Raw genomic sequence first — 17,122 nt, 5'->3', positions numbered from 1 at the left:
AGCCCGCCGCCGGCCCGGGGGCGAACCGGCGGCGGACCTTGCGGCCTCCCCAGTCGAGGGGGTCGGCGCGGCCGCAGTTCGAGGGTGCGTCAACGCTTCTTCGGGTACGTCTGCCGCGGCGGCGACTGGCACGGCGTCGGGCAGACGTGCACCGGGCTGCTCACGCTGCTACCCGTCTCGACGGTGACCGCCTTGGGCTTGCCCTGGATCGGCTGGTTACAGCGGGCGCAGATCATCGGCTTGCCTCCCGGACCGCGCGCACCAGCCCCAGGCCGGTCGGGCACTTGGTGTGGTCCTGTTTGCACTGCTGGCACGCATGGCTGTGCTCTACGAGCGCGTCGAGCGCCCGCTGCTCCGCGCACCACCGGCAGGCCCGTGGGCGCCAGGTGGCATGCTCGCCGACACTGCGGTACGTGCGCTCGCCCAGGTCTACCGTGGTCGGCCCACTCAACGGTGCACCGTCGAAGACGCAGCACTGACCGCGCACCTGTGCCTCCGTGAGCCCGTCGAAGGCTGGGAGCGGAAGGAGGGATAGCGGACTGCTGGTGATCATTCTGCGGGCCCCTCCCCGACCCTCGGCCCGAACGCGTCCGCGATCGCCGCGGCGAGAGCGTCGGGGTTGGTCAGCCATCCGTCGTCGCCGGGGCAGATCCGCCAGTGCGGGCCAGGCCCATCCATGCGGCGGGCCGGGGGCAGCGGTACCGTCTCGCCGCCGTACAGCGGGCAGGTGTTCTTCACGTCCCACGTGGCGGCGGCACCGACGGGGAGGAAGAAGTACACCGCCGTCTGCGCCGGGTCCTCGATGACCGCGCCGGCGCGCGCACCCAGGATCGACATGGCGGCGAGGCCGAGCTGGCGGGGGACGCGGACGGCGTCCCACTCGGGGGCGTCCACGGTGGGAGCTGCGGGCATATGGGACTCCTCAGCGACTGGTGTGGCCTGACGCACACCAGGGTGGTCCTCCGATCTCACGAATCCGAGGACTCGGGGAGGTCTCTTTCCTGCCATAAAGAGGACTTTCATTGGGTCTTGCGGGTGACCACTGGCCAACATGAGGGCCTGGAGTGACACTTACCGCAGCGCACGACCGATGGAGGTGCAGCAGTGGCACGGTCCGCAGGTAACACCCGCCTCAAGGCGGCCCGGCTCGCCGCCGGATACCACTCCCAGCAGGCGCTCGCGGACGCGCTCCGCGTTGGCGTGCGGCAGGTTCGCCGATGGGAGTCCGATCATCCGCCCATGCCGCAGCCCGAGGCGGCCCAGGCTCTCACACGCCTCCTCGGCCAGGACCTCGAAGCGCTCGGGTTCATCCCGCCCGCCGGCGCACCCGCGGGGCAGCCGCGCCGCACCGTGCTCGCCGCGACCGCGGTCGCCGTCGGTCTCGCCGCCGTTCCGACGCAGGCCCTCGCCATGCAGCCGGCCACCGCCGCCGAGGACTACGAGGCCGTCACCCGTTCGCACCGGCGGCTGTACTGGTCCGTTGCCCCGGCCACCTTGCATCCGGCCGCGCTCGCGCACGCCACGCTCGGGTGTGCGCTGCTCCCGGAAGCTGCCGGGCAGACCCGGCAACGCATCGCTGCGGCCCTCGCCGAGACGTGGCTGCTCGCCGGGCGGATCGAGTTCTTCGACCTGCGGGAGACCGAGCGTGCGCAGCAGACGTGGCTGCGCGCGCTCCAGGCCGCTGGCGAGGCCGATGACGCCCTCCTCGGCGCCGCGGTCCTGGCACACACGGCTTTCATCCCCGGCTGGGCGGGCGACCGGGAGGCGGCCGTGGAGCGGATGGTGGCCGCACGGACGTACGCGCGGCGCGGCCCATCATCGGCGGAACTGCTTGCGTGGCTGGACGCGGTGGAAGCGGAGTGCGAGACCCGCTGCGGCAACACGCGGACGGCGCTGCACCTGATCGGGCATGCCGAGGACGTCCTCGCTCGCGGCGCTGAGTCCGTGTTGCCAGAGTGGCTCGACTGGTTCTCCCCGGTCCGGCTGGCAGCGTTCAAGGGGAACACCCAGCTGCGCGCCGGTCACCTGCCGCAGGCCCGGACCACGCTCCTCGGCGTCCTCGACGCCCTCGGTCCAGCCGACGAGAAGCAGGCCACGGTCGTGCTCGGCGACCTGGCCGCCGTCGAGGCCGCGGCCGGTGACCCGGAGGCGGCCTGCGGGTACGCGGTTCGCGCGCTCGATCAGCTGGAGCGCACCTGGTACGCGATGGGGATGGATCGGGTGCGGGAGGTGCGGCGCGCGTTGGCGCCGCACCAGCACGAGCGCTGCGTGCGCGAACTGGATGACCGGCTGTACGGGTGGTCTACAACCGTCAGTGCTCTTGCTCGTTGAACCGCTGAATGAGCGGCGACAGTTCGAGGAGACTCTCGACCCGGAAGGTCGGAAGCTTCTCCGCTTCCTCGGTGTGCCACTGGATCGTCGCCCACGGGCCGCGATGCACGAGCGCGGTGTGCATGCCGGCCGCGGCGGCTGGCCGGATGTCGTTGTCGATGCGGTCGCCGACGTAGAGCATCTCGTCCACCTCGGCCGGGACGACGTCGGCGACGCGACGAAAGAACGAGGGGTCGGGCTTCGACGCGCCCCAGTCGTCAGAGGTGCCGATCAGGTCGACGTCCGGGCTGAACAGCTCACGGAGGATGCCGCCCGCGCGTACGGTCTGGTTACCGGCGATGCCCAGCCACAGGCCGTCGGCGCGCAGCGCGGCGAGAGCATCCCGGACTTCCGGGTAGAGATCCTGCTCGCCGAAGTGCTCTGGCTTCCCGGCGGCGGCGCGCTTCTCTCGCTCCTCGTACAGGTCGAAGCCGGGCCGGAACTCCTGGAACACCTCGCGGTAGTCGCGGCCCTGGGCGATGACGGCGCCGAACATCGCGGCGAAGGTGTGGCGCGGCACCGACAACCAGTCTGCCCAGGTGCCGTACTCGGTCGTCTCGTCTACGAGGCACTCGCCCACGTCGAAGATCACTGCGCGAATCATGGGCTGAGCGTATCCGGACATGACGCAACGGCCCCGCCCTCCCGGAGGAGAGCGGGGCCCTGGTCACACTCCAGTTCGGTCGTACTCGTCCACCCGCGGCGGCGGGGGCGGGGGTTCGATACCGCGCTGCCGCATCAGCCCGGTCAGCTCGGCGACGTACCCGGCATACGCGCGCACCAGCGAGGTCAGACCCTCGATGCGCCGCTCGCTGCGATCAACCCGCCGTTCGAGCGTCTCGCGGATCTCCTTGAACGCGGCCAGGTCCTGCTGCCGCTGCGCAGGCTCGGCCGCGGCCTCTGCCGCCGCGCGCTGCGCCTCGGCCGTCGTCCGGGCCGCGACCCGGGTCGCCCGGGCGGCGAACAGGCCGCTGCCCAGGAGGGCCACAGCGCCGAGCACCGAGCCGATGATGCCGGCGGCGACCCCCCACGCTCCGCTCACGGTGCCTCCCGACGTACGGTGTGGGGCACCTCGTACTCCGGCACGCTCGCGGCCCACAGGATGATGCCGACGTGGCTGGTGGCGTACCAGCCGAAGATGGCCAGGCCGCGCGGGAAGTCGCCTGCGGCGCTGGCCCAGAGGAACGCGAACCCCCACACGAACGGAGGGACCAGGGCGGCGATGAACCCGAACCGGTCCCGGCCGATGCGCAGCCACGCCGACCCGAACGTGACCGCACCGCACACCACCCAGACCATCGCCCACCAGCGGATCGGAGCCCAGTGGGTGAGCACCTCCAGCCCGCGCGGGTCCGGGTTCGGCGTCAGCACGTAGCCCAGCCCGAAGCACACCTTCCCCGTGCCGAGGAGCGCGAGCGCTGCACCGCGGCGGCCCAGCTGCTGCCGGAGCCGCCGGGCCGCCGCGCGCATCACACGCCCGGTGCGGTGCTGGCGGAGTTCCTCGGGCCGATGAGCCGGGCCGCCAGGCCCTTGACGAGGGCCACGACGGCCGCCAGTCCGGCCGTGCCCGCGCCCTCCCAGAACGAGACGGAGAGCATGTCGGCCGGGCCGCCGGCGAGCGCGACCGCCGCGGCCGCTCCGAGGAAGGTCCAGATCACGCGTTCGATGAGGTCGCGCGCGTAGGTGCCGGCCGTCTTCACGACGGTGTCGGCGCCGGGCAGGTGGATGGGCTGGGACATGGGGCTACCTCACTTCTTGGGCAGGGTCAGCTTCTGGCCGGGCGTGATCGCGTCGGCGTCCTTGAGGTCGTTCAGGTCGGCGATCTCGCGCCAGCGGTTGCCGTCGCCCAACTTGCTCGCGGCGATGGACCAGAGGGTGTCGCCGCGAGCGACGGTGTACGTGTTCGTGCCGCCGGGCGACCAGCTGGCGCCGTGCTTCAGCCGCTCGTCCACGCGGGCGAGGATGTCGCCCCAGTTCATCCCGGGACCGCGGGGGTCGACCTTGCCCGGCTGCCAGTCCAGGTGCCGCAGCAGGGAGCGGGCGCCCCAGCCGTGATGTCGGCAGAGCGCGGCGCCGGCCCGCACGATCGCCTCGGTCTGCTCGGGCGGCCAGGGGTCGTGGCCGTCGCCGAGGTTCTCGCACTCGAAGCCGTAGAAGTGCCGGTTGCCGTCGGTGTTGGCATCGTTCGCGGTGGGCGGCTTCTCCTCGGCGATGACCGCGCGGAGCACGTCGTCGTCGCCGAGGCCGGCGTGGTTGGTGCGGCCGTAGCCGACCAGGTGCACGATGCCGTCCTTCGCGATGACGCCGTGGCACAGCGGGCCGGGCAGGGTGGTGTGCCCGTCGCGGCAGATGGCGACGGTGTTGGCCGTTCCCTTGGTGACGGTGTGGTGGATCATCACGCCGTGCACGGGCCCCCAGGGCCCCTTGTGGTTGCGGTTGTGGGTGCGCCAGTCGCCGTGTTCCTGGACCTTGACGCCCTCGGCGCGGAGCAGGGCCAGGAAGGTGGCGGCGGATGGGGGTGTGGACATGCGTGCTCCAGACATGACGAACGCCCCGGCCGGGCGGCGCGGGGCGGCGTGGATCGGGGTGGGTCAGGACGCGGATTCGTAGACGAACGTGAGCCGGACCTGGGCGCCGGCGGCGAGGGTCTCGGGCCGGGTGGGCGTCATGAAGTCGATACGGGTGTTGGTGCTGCTGGTGGACAGGAACGCGGAGCAGTTGCTGGCGTTCGGTGAGATCACGATGGACCCGTTCCAGCGGTCGGTGCCGAGCAGATGCGCGGTGCCGACGATGGACGCGCCCGCGTTCGCCGCCTGGAAGGGCAACGTCCAGTTGTAGTTGCCGCTGCCGTAGGTGGTCGTACTGCCGGTGGTGAGGTTGATGTGGCAGACCACGGTCCGGCCGAACTTCATGTACCGGCCCGTTAGCGTGCCGTTGCCCAGAACCGGGTTGGTGGTGGACGCGGTCCACACCGGGGTGTACGCCGTCCACGCGGCGAACATGCTGTTGAACTGGTCGCGGATCTCCTGGTTCATGATCGCCGCGGACACGGTCTCGCCGACGACCCAGGTTCGTGGGGTGAACGTCACCTCACACCTCGCTGCTCATCGGGCCCGGGTCGGGCACCGGATCGGTGGGCCGGTCCGGGTTGGCCGGGTCGTCGGGGTGCCACCAGTTCCGCAGCGCGGGTTTCAGCCCCATGAGGCTGGCCTCCACCGCGGCGACGTCGGCGGGGAAGATCAGCGCGCACCAGCCCCACTGGCATTCGGTGCAGGCGTAGCGGGGATCGGTCGGGGAGACGACCGCGGCCGAGCCGCATGACGAGCAGTCGGCGATCCACCGGTTCTGGTTGATCCGCGCGTAGTACGACTCGCCGGTCTGCTCGTCGTCTGCGGGCGGGATCACGCGGCGGCCCATGCGGGCCTCGTACCAGCGCCACACCAGCAGCGCGGCCGGGACGTCCGCCCACGCGTCGGAGGGCAGCGGGGGCGGCGGGAGGTAGAACGTCTCGGCGCGCACGACGGCGATGGGCACGATGGCCCCTTTCAGTAGGCGAGGCGGGTGGTGGAGTCCAGGACCGAGTAGGTGGGGTCGTCCAGGACCCACACGGTGTCGGTGGTGGTGGCGGACGTGTGGAACTGGATGAGGTGGCTGCCCTGCCGGATCGTCTCGGTGTAGCCCTCGATCGTGACCCGCAGCGATGAGGCCGGCGCCTGGCTCGGCAGGCCCGTGATGGAGAGATACGAGCTGATGTCGGCGGCGAGGATGCTGAGGTAGGTGGACAGCGTGGACGCCTCGATCGGCACCTCGCGGAGCTCCACGGTGGGGTTGGCGTAGCGGGACACCAGCCAGTACGCGGCGTCCAGCACGCTGTTGTCGCTCGTCTTGAGGATGTTCAGCTGTTGCTCGTACCGGCCGAACGCCAGGATCGAGCTGGGCGCGGTGACCCGCTGTGTGGCGCCGCCCGGGCGGGTGGCTTCGACAACGTTGCACAGTTTCTGGTCGTCGTCGGCCAGGTCCACCGACCGGGTCTCCAGGTCGGCGTAGGCGATGGTGAACGCCTCACCGGCCGGGCTCGGGTTGTAGCGCAGGCTGCGGGACTGGAATACCAGCCCGTAGGTGTCGCGGGCGGCGAACAGCTTGGCCGACTCGGTGGCTTCCACCTCCCGCATCCGGGCCACGGCGGTGCTGCCGGCCGGGCCCTGCGAGGCGATCGGGTCGAACACCGTGCCTGACACGGTGACCGCGGTGATCCCGGCGTAGGCGGCCAGGCGCTGGATCCGGTCGTCCGCGGTCTCCCCGGAGTAGCCGGTGGCACCGGCGGTGTAGTGGCCGGCGATGTCCGGGTTGGGGGTGTTGCTCGAGCCGTACACGCCGACGAGACCGATGGCCCCGTTGAACAGGCGGGTGCCGCGGTAGCCGCCGATGTGCAGGACACGCTGGTCGTGGCCGTAGGTCGCGGAGAGGCTGCCGTCGATGAGGACGCCGTCCGCCCACACGTTGCCCTGGATGGTGTCGTACAGGACGTGGTGCCAGTTGCCGTCGGCGAACGTCGTTGGCCCGCTGACCGCTTCCACTGTCAGGGTGCTCGCGCCGGTGGTGGTCCACTCGATCTGGAGGCCCCCGCCGGCTGCGAGGGACAGCACGTGCTGGTATTGCAGGTCTGTCGACGCGATCCCGACGATGGCCCGCCCGGTGGTGGTGGTCTGGAACCACGCCTCCAGGATCGGCCAGTCCGAGCTGATGCGGTCCGCGGCGACCTGGCCGAGGTCACCGGTCAGGTACTTGCCGTTCGTGGACGATGCGGGCGCGAACGTGGGGTAGCTCTCGCCGGTCTCGGCCGGGCCCGCGGCGGCGGCCATGGTGAGGGTGCCGCCGGTGCCGGCCTGGGTGACGGCCAGGGACGCGGCGCCCGTACCGGAGACGTCACCGACGCTCGTCGAGCCGACGTCCTCGGTGAGCGGGTAGAGGGCGATCAGCTCGTCGTAGGCCAGGGCCTCCTCCGCGGCCATGCTCCTCAGCGCGGGCTGCCGGTTGAGCCACTTGAACAGGTCCGTGCAGGACACGGTGACGGTGCTGTTCAAGCCCTCGAAGCTGACGGGCCACTCGTTGACCATGCCGTAGAAGCGGGGCCGGACCTCGGCGCCGATCCAGTCCCACTCGATATAGCCGGCCGTGCCGCCGGTGCGGGTGGTGGGGAAGTCGACGGCGTGGGTCTGGCTGGTCACCCACGCGGGGGTGGAGACCGCGCGCCGGTTCGTCCATACGTAGCCGTCGGGGGAGGTCTCCCAGATGACGGAGGTACCCGTCTCGCGGAGCCGGATCCAGGCGTGATCGATGGGCGAGTAGGTGAGGTTGATGGCGCCGGCGTCGGCGAAGCCGACCTGGGACTGACAGCTCAGCTGCCCGGTGCTGGCGTCGTACCGCCACCCGATCCGCGTGCCGGCGGTGGTGGAGGTGACCCACATCGAGGCGGCGCAGTTCGATGACCCGTTCAGGGCGGGGACGGCCGAGAGCTTGGCGGTGAGCTTGCTGCCGGCCAGCGTCCAGGTCCGGGCAGACGTGAAGTTCGTGTCCACGCCCGGGTTCACCGGGATCCGCAGCCGGTTTTCGCTGGTGACGACCGCTCCACCCGAGTTCGTCGGCCAGACGCTGGGGTCCACGCGGCCAGTGGACCAGTCCTCACCGAGCATGGCGAGCGGGTAGGGCGCCGACCCGGACACGGTCGGCAGGACCGCGACCGAGACCCGGATCGGTGCGTTGCGCCGCACGTAGGGGTAGTACGGCGACGCGGCGCTGTACGGCGTGAACCGGCCGTCGGCGTTGTCGAAGGTGACGGTGGCCGTGCCGGGCTGGGTCTCGGACAGCTCGTCAGCTGCACCGCGGGTGATGGTTACGCCCCGCACCACGTCGGTGTAGGGCGTGACGTCCGTCCACGTGATGGTGGCCGGCGCCTGGATCAGCCCGCCCCAGCCCATTTCGACCAGCAGCGGCACGGGATCCTCCTAGGTGGCGAAGGTGTACGAGGCTCCGCCCCGGCCGCGCCGGTACTGCGAGAGGAGCTTGTCCAGCTCGCGCGCGGTGGTGTACGGGTCGATGGGGCCGTTGATGGTGATGGTGATGGGGGCGGCCTGCCCGCCGCCGCTGGCGGTGACGGCCGGGCGGCCGATGACCGGGCGGGTCGCGGCGACCCGGCCGGTGACGGCGGTCAGGGCGCGGTCAACGTGGGGCAGTCCGTCGACCAGGCCGCGGGCCAGGCCCTGGGTGGAGAAGGCACCGAGCTGGGCCATGACGGTGCTGGGGCTCTTGATGCCCAGCGCCTTCTTGATCGCCTTCTCCATCCCCTTGGCGATCTTCACCATGAGGCGCTCGATGTCCTTCTGCTGGGCGGCCAGGCCGGCCAGGAACCCCTTGCCCGCGTTCTTCCCGGAGTCGTAGAGGATGTCCGCGCCCTTGCGGCCGAGCTTGGACGTCTCGGAGTCGATCGCCTTCTGTGCCTTGTTGATCGCCGAGAATGTCGACTTGTCGGCGCCGACAAGTGCGGACGCGTAGGCGTACCCGTCGATCGGGCCCATGTCGAGGATCTGCCGCAGCAGGGACTTGGGCAGTCCGCGCTTGGCCAGCATCGAGATGTACCGCGAGAACTGCTTGATCTGTGCCAGCTTCCGCGTGAGCCCCGACTTGATGCCGCCCGCGGTGACCTCCTCCGGGGACATGCCCAGCGCGGACAGCCCCGCCTGCCCGCGGGCGTTCCGCGTCAGGTCGGAGGCGTACTGCTTGGCCTCCTTGATCTTCGCGAGGATCTTGTCCCGCTTGGACGCGTACTCGTCCAGCTTCTTCGTCTCCCGGGAGACCATCGAGAGCAGGCGCGACTCCGTCTTGCCGGAGAACGCGGTCTTGATGTCGTTCGCGAGATCCTTGGCCGTGGCCTTGATCTTGTCGCGGCTGCCGGTCAGACCGAGGATGAGGCCCTTGCCGATGTCCCTGGCGAGCGCCTTCATCTTCTTCGACGGCGACGCGATCTCCAGCTCGGCACGCACCCCAGCAGTGACCGCGGCGGCCATCCGCGCGGCCGCGGACTGCACGGCGCCCGCAGAGCCCGCCATCCCGGCGATGAGCCCGCGGCCCACGTCCGCGCCGGCACCGCCCGCGGCCGCCTGGTAGCGGCCGGAGTTGATGGCGTCGAGCAGACCCGTGCCGTACTGGCGGACCGCGGCCGCCTTGATGACGTACTCGCCGTTGGACAGCAGCGCCGGGATGCTGTCCGAGGTGCCGGAGCCGGGGCCGCGCACGAGCCCGGAGGGCCCGCCAGCCGCAAGACGGACGGGGCCGCCGGTGGCGAAGCGCGGGATGCCGCCCAGGGCGGCGATCGCCGCGTTGGCGGCGGCGAACCCGGCCGTCTTCGCGACCACCGTCACGGTGGACACGCGTCCGTTCAGGCCGCTCAACAGCCGCTGCACCCAGGAGATCTTGCCGCTGGCCTCGTCTGACGCTGTGATTCTCGCGGCCCGCTTCTGCCGCAGGCTGTCCAGTTTCGCCTGCGCCTGGGCGACCTTAGTGTCCAGCTCGGCCTTGTCGGCGCCCACCGCGGTCTTCCGCTTCTGCTTCAGCGCGTCGACCCGGCTCTGCGCCTTCTTGATCTCCGCGTCCAGGTGGGAGATGTCGCCCTTCAGCTTGATGTCCTTCGGCAGCCGGTCGAGACCGTCGGAGTAGGCGTCGACCTTGCCGAGGGCGTCGGTGAAATACCGGCTGGTGTCGTCGCGGAACCCCCGCGCGGTCTCGGCCAGCCCCTTGAACTTGTCGCCGATGCCGGGGATTTTCCCGAGGGTTCCCTCGGCGGCCTCGGCGATGGTCACGATGGTGCCGATGGAGGCGTCGGCGAACGCCTGCATGCCGAGGAGCATCGTCCGGACCTGGCTGAGCACGACCTGCCCGACCACCGTGAACGAGCGGGTCGTGATGTCCCGGAACCGCTCGCTCTTCCGCCAGGCCATCGCCAGCACGACGGCGAGGCCGGCCACGGCGACACCCGCCAGCACGACCGGGTTGGCGTTCACCAGGGCCATGGCCCCGTTGATGCCGAGCGTGGCCAGCTTGATGGCGAGCAGCGCAGTGGCGATCGCTTCGAGAGCCTCCGGAGGCGCCTTGTTGATCAGTCCGGCGAGGACGTCCAGGAACGCCGCTGTCACCCCGGCCGCCGGGCCGAGCGCGATCAGCAGGTTGGCGGCGGCCGTGGCCATCTTCCCCAGCGCGTCGCCGCCGCGGTCCGCGAGTTCCATGAACTTCTGGAAGCCCTCGCTGTCCTTCAGTCCCTGGCCCCACTCGGCGAACTTGCGTGTGGCTCTCTCGATGCCGCCGGACAGGTCGTCCTCGGCGGGCAGGAACGCGTCGATGATGCCGCCCAGCCCGGTGAAAACGTTGCGGCCGGAGGCGAGCAGGTCGGGCAGGGTCTCCTTCGCGGCACGGTTGATACGGGTGATGAACCGGTCCAGGCCGCCGCCGGTGGCCCGGCGGTCCAGGTCATCGAGGAACCCACCGAACGCGTCGGACGCGGTCCGTACCAGCGGCGACAGGTGTGGCAGCACCTTGCGGGCCAGCTCGATGCCCTTGACGAAGACGGGCATGGTGTCTTTGGACAGCTCGTCCGACCACTTCTGGTGGTCGTTCTTCAGCCCGATCAGCGACTTCGCCACCGCGCGCGTGGCCGGGGGCAGGCTGTCCAGCTGCCGCTTGTACTCCTTCTGCGCCTCGGCCGCCGCCTCGCCACCCTGCGCCTGCGCCTCCTGCGCCGCGGTGTAGGCGTCGGTCACCTTCGTGACCGCCTCCATCTGCGGCACCACGGCCAGCTTGAACGCGCCCGCGGCGGCGCCGGCGGAGACCAGCGAGGCGGCCAGGACACCGACACCGGCGACAGCGGCCGGAACGCCGAGCCCGCCCGCGGCGATCGCCGCGAACCGGCCGGCCCCGCGGCCGAGCGCCTCCAACTTGCCCTTGGCCCGGTCCGCCGCATCGCCGATGCGGTCCCGCAGCGAGCGGGCCACGGCGTCACCGGCGTCGTCGGCGCTGTCGGCGACCTGCCGCAGGCTGTCATCAGCGTCGTCGGCCCCGTCCACGATGCGCCGGGACGCGCGCTCAGCGTCGTCGCCTAGCGTCGTCAGAGCGTCGCCCGCGTCGCCGGCCGCGCGCACGATCGCACCGGCCGCGAACCGCAGCCGGCCGTCCGCGTCCCGGGCCAGGGTGCGCAGGGACGTGGACGACCGGGCGGCCGCGTCGTCCAGGCGGCGCTGCATCCGCTGCGCCGAGTCGCCGGCGCCGTTCAGGACCCGGGACAGGTCGTCACGCCCGTCGAGAGTGAAGGTCATCCGCTGCCCGGACATCACTCACCTCCAGCAGCTGCTCGGGCCTGCTCGGCCTGGTGGTGGTCGACCCAGGCCACGGCCTGGAGGAAACGCTGCCGGGGAAACTGGCCGAGCTCGTCAGGCCCGATGTGGAGCAGGTGCGCGATCAGGCACCAGTGCTCATCGAAGAGGTCGCCCAGGCGGCGTCCGTCGAAGAGTTGGGCGAGCCGTCCGGCGTCGCGGCCGGGCTGGGGAGCGCGGCGAGGACGTTGCCTTTTGGGCCGGTGGCGTCGGCCCATACCGCGTCCACGTCGGCCGGGTTGGCGGCGAACTTCCGCAGGTAGTGCAGCGCCTCGTCACGGGCCTGCTCGCTGTCGTCGTCGCGGAGCAGCTCCTCGACAATCTCCTCGATCTCCTCCCGCTCCAGGCGGGCGCGCAGCCGGCGCTTCCACGCGGGCACGTCGAAGTCGGAGAACCGCAGCGGCGGGTTGGCGCGCTTGCGGTGCGTCCACAGCACCGCGCGCATCGCGGTGGGGTCCTGCACGCGCAGCGCCCGTTCCACGGCCGCCCAGTCCATGCCGGTGACCTTCTCGATCGCGGCGGACTCCACGGTGGACAGCTCGTCGGTGGAGACCTGCTCCACGGTGCCGTCCTCGTGCGTGTAGGAAACGATCATCAGTGCTCCAGGTCAGGTGAGTTTGCGGCGCACGTCGTCCAGGACCCGGGCGACGTCACGCTCGATACGGGGGGTGTGCTGCCGCACGGTCTTGTCCCACCACAAGGGGGTCGCGTTCTGCTGCGCCCAGCGGCGCCGGTTGCCGAACACCGGGTGGCGCAGGCGGCCCTCGTTGAGCCGGTTCACCAGGCCGGGCGGGATGTCCGGTGGCAGCAGTGAGCGGTCCAGCCACACCCGGGCGCCGGGGTTGCCGGTGTTGCGGACCGAGATCCGGATCGCCCCTGCGATCGAGGCCCGCAGCGGCCGGGTGGTCGGCGAGGGCCCGCCGCGCTTCCCGGAGGCCCGGCCCGACGAGGTGATGGCCAGGCCCCGGATGGCGTCTTGCAGGTCATCGCGTAGCGGCTCGGCGGCGCGCCGGATGCGGCGCTGCATACTGCTGCGGATGTTCTCCCCACCGGCAGCCCGCAGACGCCGCTGGAGCTCCAACAAGGCGCCGGTGTTGAGGATCCGGACCTCGCGGGTCACGGCCCGCTCACAGGGTCACGTCCGTGCTGATGTACTCGATCTTCGGCAGGTTGGTGCCGTCGTACAGCGCCGTGAAGCTGAACGTCGGCTTCACCACGCCGTAGCCGTCCACCACCGGCGGGCCCTCGTCCAGCTTCACCGCCGGCAGCGTGATCCGGAACGTCTCGTAGTACGTCGAGGCGATGAGCGGGCCGACGAACTCCCACACCAGGCTGGTGGCGCCATCGCTCGTGTGCAGGTCGTCCAGCGTGGTCGCGACGTAGTCCGTCTCCAGGCTGCCGGTGATCTTCACCAGGTCGTTCTCGATCGGCTCCTTCTTCAACGCCGACTGGCCGGCGTAGAACCGCTCGACGTCCTGCGGGCGCTCGATCTTCACCGACACCTTGCGGATGCCGTCCAGCGCGGTCTCCGCGCCGAACGTGCCGGACTTGACCGCCATCTGCCCGAAGTGAAACGGGCTCATGTTGCTGTAGCTGGCGGCGGCCAGGGTCTGGCCCTCGTCGCAGTCTTTGCCGTCGACCTCGAACGAGGCGGCCAGCATGCCGCCGGCCTCGCACGAGAACTCGCCGGACGTGACCTTGCAGCCCACGAACGTCTTGTCCGTGACGGTGCCGCTCGTGAGCGGCACGCCCTTCTGGATGGTGAGGCTCTTGCCGGCCACGCTCGCCAGCGTGTGCGTCTGCAGGTAGGCGGTCGTGACGCCCTGCTGCACCGGCGTGACGGTCGTACCCATCAACGCCTGCAGCAGCAGCCCCATCCCCTTGTTGGTGATCTCCAGGTCGATGGACCCGGACGCCTCACGGCGGGTGACGACACGACGCGAGGACAGCGGCATCAGCCGTCCGGCCGCGATCCCGGAGGACTGCGCGGTCGTCTTCTTCAAGACCAGCGATTCCTTGGTGAACTCCAGGAACTTGGTCGGCGCCACGAAGGTGCCGTAGGTCGTCTCGGCCGCGATGCCCAGCTGCGCGCCGAGACCCGATCCGATCGCCATGGATCAGCCCTCCCTCTGCGGCAGCTTGGCCGCGCTCTTCTTCAGCGGCGCCACCGGCGCCTCGTCCTCGGCCCGGGGCTCTTCGACGGACTCCCAGTTCGCGGGCTGGCACACGTAGCCCTCGAACCGCTCGTCGGGGACGTCGACTACCTCGTCCGGTTCGACGGTCCGGCCGCCGAGTTCGGGGACCGTGACCGGCTCCGGCCCGATGTAGCGCACTCGCGCCATGGCTGTACTCCTCTGCTGGGGGTGATCAGATGCGGGCCCGGCAGGACACCGTGAACGCCAGTCCGGCGAGGCTGCCGTCGATGACGGTCTGCTGGAGGTTGCCGGTGGTGAGGTGGGCCCAGAGCACGGTGCCGTTCAGGGTGGGCGCCTCGGGGGCCTGGTCGCTGGCGCGGAGCGCCGCCTCCACCGCACCGACCACCTCGAAGACCCGGGCCCGGGCGGCCGCCATGCTCTTGTCGCCGCGCCGGGACTCGGCGTAGCAGGAGATCGTGAACTCCTCGTCTCGGGTCCGGGCACCAGCGGCGTTGAAGTCCTGGGTGAGCGCCACGGCCGCATCGGCCCCCGGCTGCCAGCCGACCAGGACCATGTCCCGCTCGGTGGCGTTGGTGGGTTCCGGGCCGTCCACGATGCGCACGCCGGCCAGGGCCGGGGCCGCGCGGAGGATGTCCAGCAGCGCGGCCACCGCGGCCGGGACGCGGGAGGTCAGCATCTACGCCACCCCCGGCGGGAGTTTGAACGGCTCCAGCAGCTGGAGCACGCGGTTGGGCACGGCGTAGCCGAAGCCGGGGACGGGGTCGGTGACCGACCAGTCGTCCGCGCCGCCGACCGGGACCCGGCTCGCCCCGTACTGGGTGCGCCACAGGTGCTGAAGCAGGATCAGCGCGGCAAGCCGGATGGTCGGCGGGACCGTGGCGCGGCCGGCGGTGTACGTCACCGTGTACGCCCCGGCCGGGAAGGTGCTGCCGTCGGCGAGGGAGACCGTGCCGGCCGTGGTGTCCGCAGTGAGGCGGTCGGCCGAGTAGCTGATCGAGCCGCTGCCCGCGGGGCCGGTAAGCGCCGTCACGGACACCAGCGGCGGGTGCAGCACGGACAGCGCGGGCCCGCCGCCGGTGACGGTGTCGGTGCACTCGCGCTGCTCGACCACCCCGACGTAGCCCTCGATCACTGCGTCCAGCGAGTCGACGTACAGCTGGAGCTCGACGTCGTGGCTGGTGCTGTCGATGTCCAGCTGCCGCTTGGCCTCGGCCAGCGTCACCAGCGCCATGGCGTCCCCCTTCTGCTACTCGCCGCTCGCGGCGGGCTTCCGCCGGGCGGGCCTGCGCGCGGTCCGCTCGGCCCGGGCCGGGCTCTCGGGCGTCTCCACGGGCGCGGTGCGCACCAGCTCGGCGCGCACCCCGTCCGCCCACTTCGCTGCCTCGTCGCCGGGCAGGTCGACCTCCTGCCCGGCGTGCCACTCGAAGTCGGCACCCGCGACGCTGCGCAGGACGCGGATGCGGGCCATCACTCGCCCAGGCCCTGGTGTCGCTGCTCGACCTCAGCGCGGGCCTTGTTCCGGGCCTTCTCGGCCGCCTCGTCCTGGGCGGCCTTGAGGGCCTTCACCTCGGCGTCCGGCTCGCTGTCGCCGTCGCCGTCCACCGGAGCGGAGCTCGCCCCACGGGCGGCGACGTCCACCGCGGAGGCAGCCTGCTCGGCGAGCTGCGTTTCCGCGGCGGCCACGGCCGTCTCCTTGTCGCCGATGAACTCCGGGTTGACCTGGTCCATCGAGCCGTCCGCACGGCGCGAGGCCATGACGATCCGGTCGTGGTCGCCGTGCTGCGCCGCGGCCGCGGTGGGCTGGTTCTGCAGGACCCCGCCGTCGGACGGGGTCTCCTTCCTGGGGGTGGTCGCCATCGCGGGCGTCCTTCCTGTGAGTCGGCTTCGGAGCCGGGGCCGGATCAGGTGGCGGAGTTGCGGTACGCCTTGTACGCGGCGGTGTCCTGCGGGGTGCCGTCGGTGCGGGCGAAGGCGAGGAATCCGACCTGGAGGTAGTCCGCGTACCGCTCGGACAGGCGCAGCAGCTGCACGTCCTGGACGTCGCGGATGAGGTAGCCGGCGTAGAAGTCGCCGAAGAGAATGCTCTTGGCGTTGGCCGCCATGACGGGCATGTCCTGGTTGACGGTGTACTTGTAGCCGAGCAGTCCGTCCGGGACGCCGACCTGTACCGACGGCTCCCACAGCGGACGGTTCTGGCCGTCCTTCAACTTCCGTGCGGTGGCCAGCGTGGCGTCGTTGAGCATCCACTGCGCGCGACCGCTGTTGCGGTAGGCGGGGTCCACGGAGTGGATGAGGTCGATGAGGTCGTCGTAGGTGACGCTCGTGGTCTGCCCGGTCGCGCCGGTCTTGCCGATGACCGCGTTGGTCTGCACGCCCTCGGGCTGGGCGGTGCCGGTGCCGGTGGTGAAGTGGGCGTTCTGCGCGCGGCCGATGCGCTGACCCAGCTTCCCGGCCAGCCACGACTCGACGTCGAACGCCGCGTCGTTCAGCAGCTGGAGACTGACGCGCACCAGCTTCGAGGTGTACATGAACGCGCCGACGTCCGCCTGCCCCAGCGTCACGTCCTGCTCGGTGACCTGGGTGTTCTCGGACAGGATTGCGCCGACGTTCGCGGTGTCGTCGTTCGTCGGCCACGGCAGCGTCGCGCCGGTCTCGGTGGTGATGACCTCGGCGACATCGCGCATCGAGGAGAAGAACTTCTGCGCTTCGACCAGCTTGGCCCGGAACGGAGCCGGGACGAGATAGCCGCCAGCCGCGCCGGTGGCCACGCCGGCGGCGCGCAGTTCCTTGCCGTCGACCCAGCCGGTGCGCAGCGCAGTGCGCTCCTCGCTCGTCAGCTCGGTCGCTCCCTCGCGCATCCAGGTGCGCCAGGCGTTGGTGTATGCCTCAGCCCGGTCCGGGCCGCCGTGCCGTTCCTCGTCGGCCTCGCGGCTGGTCTCGATGACCTGGGAGTAGTCGACGCTGGCGAGACGGGCGTGGCGCTCCTCGCGCTCGATGTCCGCGGACAGCCGCTCGACGTCGGCGAGGGCGGCGTCCCAGGCGGCGCGGTCCTCGGCGGACATCTCCGCCTCCGACGACGCACGGGCCTGGAACTTCTGCGCGGCGTCCCAGGCGGTGGCCCGCTGGTCCAGCAGATCCTTCAGGGTGGGCATGGTGCCTCCAGCACGAGTAGCCCCG

The 17,122-nt window shown here is 71.3% G+C and carries 20 protein-coding genes; 1 reads left to right on the top strand and 19 read right to left on the bottom strand.

From position 1 onward, the window contains the following. Positions 1-549 precede the first annotated feature (549 nt). Complete coding sequence (locus ABZ576_RS21975; RefSeq protein WP_360743186.1) at positions 550-912, bottom strand: hypothetical protein; 363 nt, start codon at positions 910-912, stop codon at positions 550-552. Between the two features lie 192 nt (positions 913-1,104). Here ABZ576_RS21975 and ABZ576_RS21970 point away from each other — a divergent pair, with 192 nt between their 5' ends. Further along, positions 1,105-2,331, top strand: a complete 1,227-nt coding sequence (locus tag ABZ576_RS21970) for a helix-turn-helix transcriptional regulator (RefSeq protein ID WP_360743183.1) — start codon at positions 1,105-1,107, stop codon at positions 2,329-2,331. Here the strand turns inward: ABZ576_RS21970 and ABZ576_RS21965 are convergent. The 18 genes from ABZ576_RS21965 to ABZ576_RS21880 all read right to left on the bottom strand — a co-directional run bounded on the left by ABZ576_RS21965 (position 2,312) and on the right by ABZ576_RS21880 (position 17,097). After that, complete coding sequence (locus ABZ576_RS21965; protein ID WP_360743180.1) at positions 2,312-2,974, bottom strand: HAD family hydrolase; 663 nt, start codon at positions 2,972-2,974, stop codon at positions 2,312-2,314. The two genes, ABZ576_RS21970 and ABZ576_RS21965, sit on opposite strands and share 20 nt — an antisense overlap. Before the next feature lie 63 nt (positions 2,975-3,037). Then, positions 3,038-3,412 carry a hypothetical protein gene (locus tag ABZ576_RS21960; RefSeq protein WP_360743177.1) on the bottom strand — a complete coding sequence of 125 codons (375 nt, stop codon included), beginning with the start codon at positions 3,410-3,412 and terminating at the stop codon, positions 3,038-3,040. Then, positions 3,409-3,840, bottom strand: a complete 432-nt coding sequence (locus ABZ576_RS21955) for a hypothetical protein (RefSeq protein WP_360743174.1) — start codon at positions 3,838-3,840, stop codon at positions 3,409-3,411. The genes ABZ576_RS21960 and ABZ576_RS21955 overlap by 4 nt, the downstream gene beginning before the upstream one ends. Then, positions 3,840-4,109 (bottom strand): hypothetical protein, encoded by a 270-nt coding sequence (locus ABZ576_RS21950; RefSeq protein ID WP_360743171.1) that lies wholly within the window; start codon positions 4,107-4,109, stop codon positions 3,840-3,842. The genes ABZ576_RS21955 and ABZ576_RS21950 overlap by 1 nt, the downstream gene beginning before the upstream one ends. Before the next feature lie 9 nt (positions 4,110-4,118). After that, positions 4,119-4,898, bottom strand: a complete 780-nt coding sequence (locus ABZ576_RS21945) for an N-acetylmuramoyl-L-alanine amidase (protein WP_360743168.1) — start codon at positions 4,896-4,898, stop codon at positions 4,119-4,121. A gap of 63 nt (positions 4,899-4,961) precedes the next feature. Continuing rightward, positions 4,962-5,459, bottom strand: a complete 498-nt coding sequence (locus ABZ576_RS21940; protein ID WP_360743165.1) for a hypothetical protein — start codon at positions 5,457-5,459, stop codon at positions 4,962-4,964. 1 nt (position 5,460) lies between these two features. Beyond that, positions 5,461-5,904, bottom strand: a complete 444-nt coding sequence (locus ABZ576_RS21935; RefSeq protein WP_360743162.1) for a hypothetical protein — start codon at positions 5,902-5,904, stop codon at positions 5,461-5,463. A gap of 11 nt (positions 5,905-5,915) precedes the next feature. After that, positions 5,916-8,366, bottom strand: coding sequence for a hypothetical protein (locus ABZ576_RS21930; protein ID WP_360743159.1), 2,451 nt, complete (start codon positions 8,364-8,366; stop codon positions 5,916-5,918). 9 nt (positions 8,367-8,375) lie between these two features. Further along, positions 8,376-11,747: a hypothetical protein gene (locus tag ABZ576_RS21925; protein ID WP_360743156.1), complete on the bottom strand. Its 3,372-nt coding sequence runs from the start codon at positions 11,745-11,747 to the stop codon at positions 8,376-8,378. A 127-nt stretch (positions 11,748-11,874) separates the two neighbouring features. After that, a complete protein-coding gene (locus ABZ576_RS21920) occupies positions 11,875-12,384 on the bottom strand; it encodes a hypothetical protein (protein WP_360743153.1) in 510 nt (169 codons plus the stop codon). 12 nt (positions 12,385-12,396) lie between these two features. After that, entirely contained in the window at positions 12,397-12,909 is a 513-nt protein-coding gene (locus tag ABZ576_RS21915; RefSeq protein ID WP_360743150.1) for a hypothetical protein, read from the bottom strand. 7 nt (positions 12,910-12,916) lie between these two features. Beyond that, entirely contained in the window at positions 12,917-13,903 is a 987-nt protein-coding gene (locus tag ABZ576_RS21910; protein WP_360743147.1) for a phage tail tube protein, read from the bottom strand. A gap of 3 nt (positions 13,904-13,906) precedes the next feature. Further along, the gene (locus tag ABZ576_RS21905) at positions 13,907-14,131 is read right to left on the bottom strand and encodes a hypothetical protein (protein ID WP_360743144.1); all 225 of its coding nucleotides are present in this window, start codon (positions 14,129-14,131) and stop codon (positions 13,907-13,909) included. Positions 14,132-14,156: 25 nt separating this feature from the next. Then, entirely contained in the window at positions 14,157-14,621 is a 465-nt protein-coding gene (locus ABZ576_RS21900; protein ID WP_360743141.1) for a hypothetical protein, read from the bottom strand. Further along, positions 14,622-15,176, bottom strand: coding sequence for a hypothetical protein (locus tag ABZ576_RS21895; protein ID WP_360743138.1), 555 nt, complete (start codon positions 15,174-15,176; stop codon positions 14,622-14,624). A 15-nt stretch (positions 15,177-15,191) separates the two neighbouring features. After that, on the bottom strand, positions 15,192-15,413 hold the full coding sequence (locus ABZ576_RS21890; protein WP_360743135.1) for a hypothetical protein: 222 nt from the start codon (positions 15,411-15,413) through the stop codon (positions 15,192-15,194). After that, the gene (locus tag ABZ576_RS21885; protein ID WP_360743132.1) at positions 15,413-15,802 is read right to left on the bottom strand and encodes a hypothetical protein; all 390 of its coding nucleotides are present in this window, start codon (positions 15,800-15,802) and stop codon (positions 15,413-15,415) included. The genes ABZ576_RS21890 and ABZ576_RS21885 overlap by 1 nt, the downstream gene beginning before the upstream one ends. Positions 15,803-15,846: 44 nt before the next feature. Beyond that, on the bottom strand, positions 15,847-17,097 hold the full coding sequence (locus ABZ576_RS21880; RefSeq protein ID WP_360743129.1) for a phage major capsid protein: 1,251 nt from the start codon (positions 17,095-17,097) through the stop codon (positions 15,847-15,849). Between the last annotated feature and the right edge of the window lie 25 nt (positions 17,098-17,122).

Origin of the sequence: Streptomyces sp. NPDC013455 (assembly GCF_040632975.1) — a bacterium.
Lineage (GTDB): Bacteria > Actinomycetota > Actinomycetes > Streptomycetales > Streptomycetaceae > Streptomyces.
Note: the sequence above shows the minus strand (reverse complement) of the source record. Positions and strands in the feature narration are given on the sequence as shown.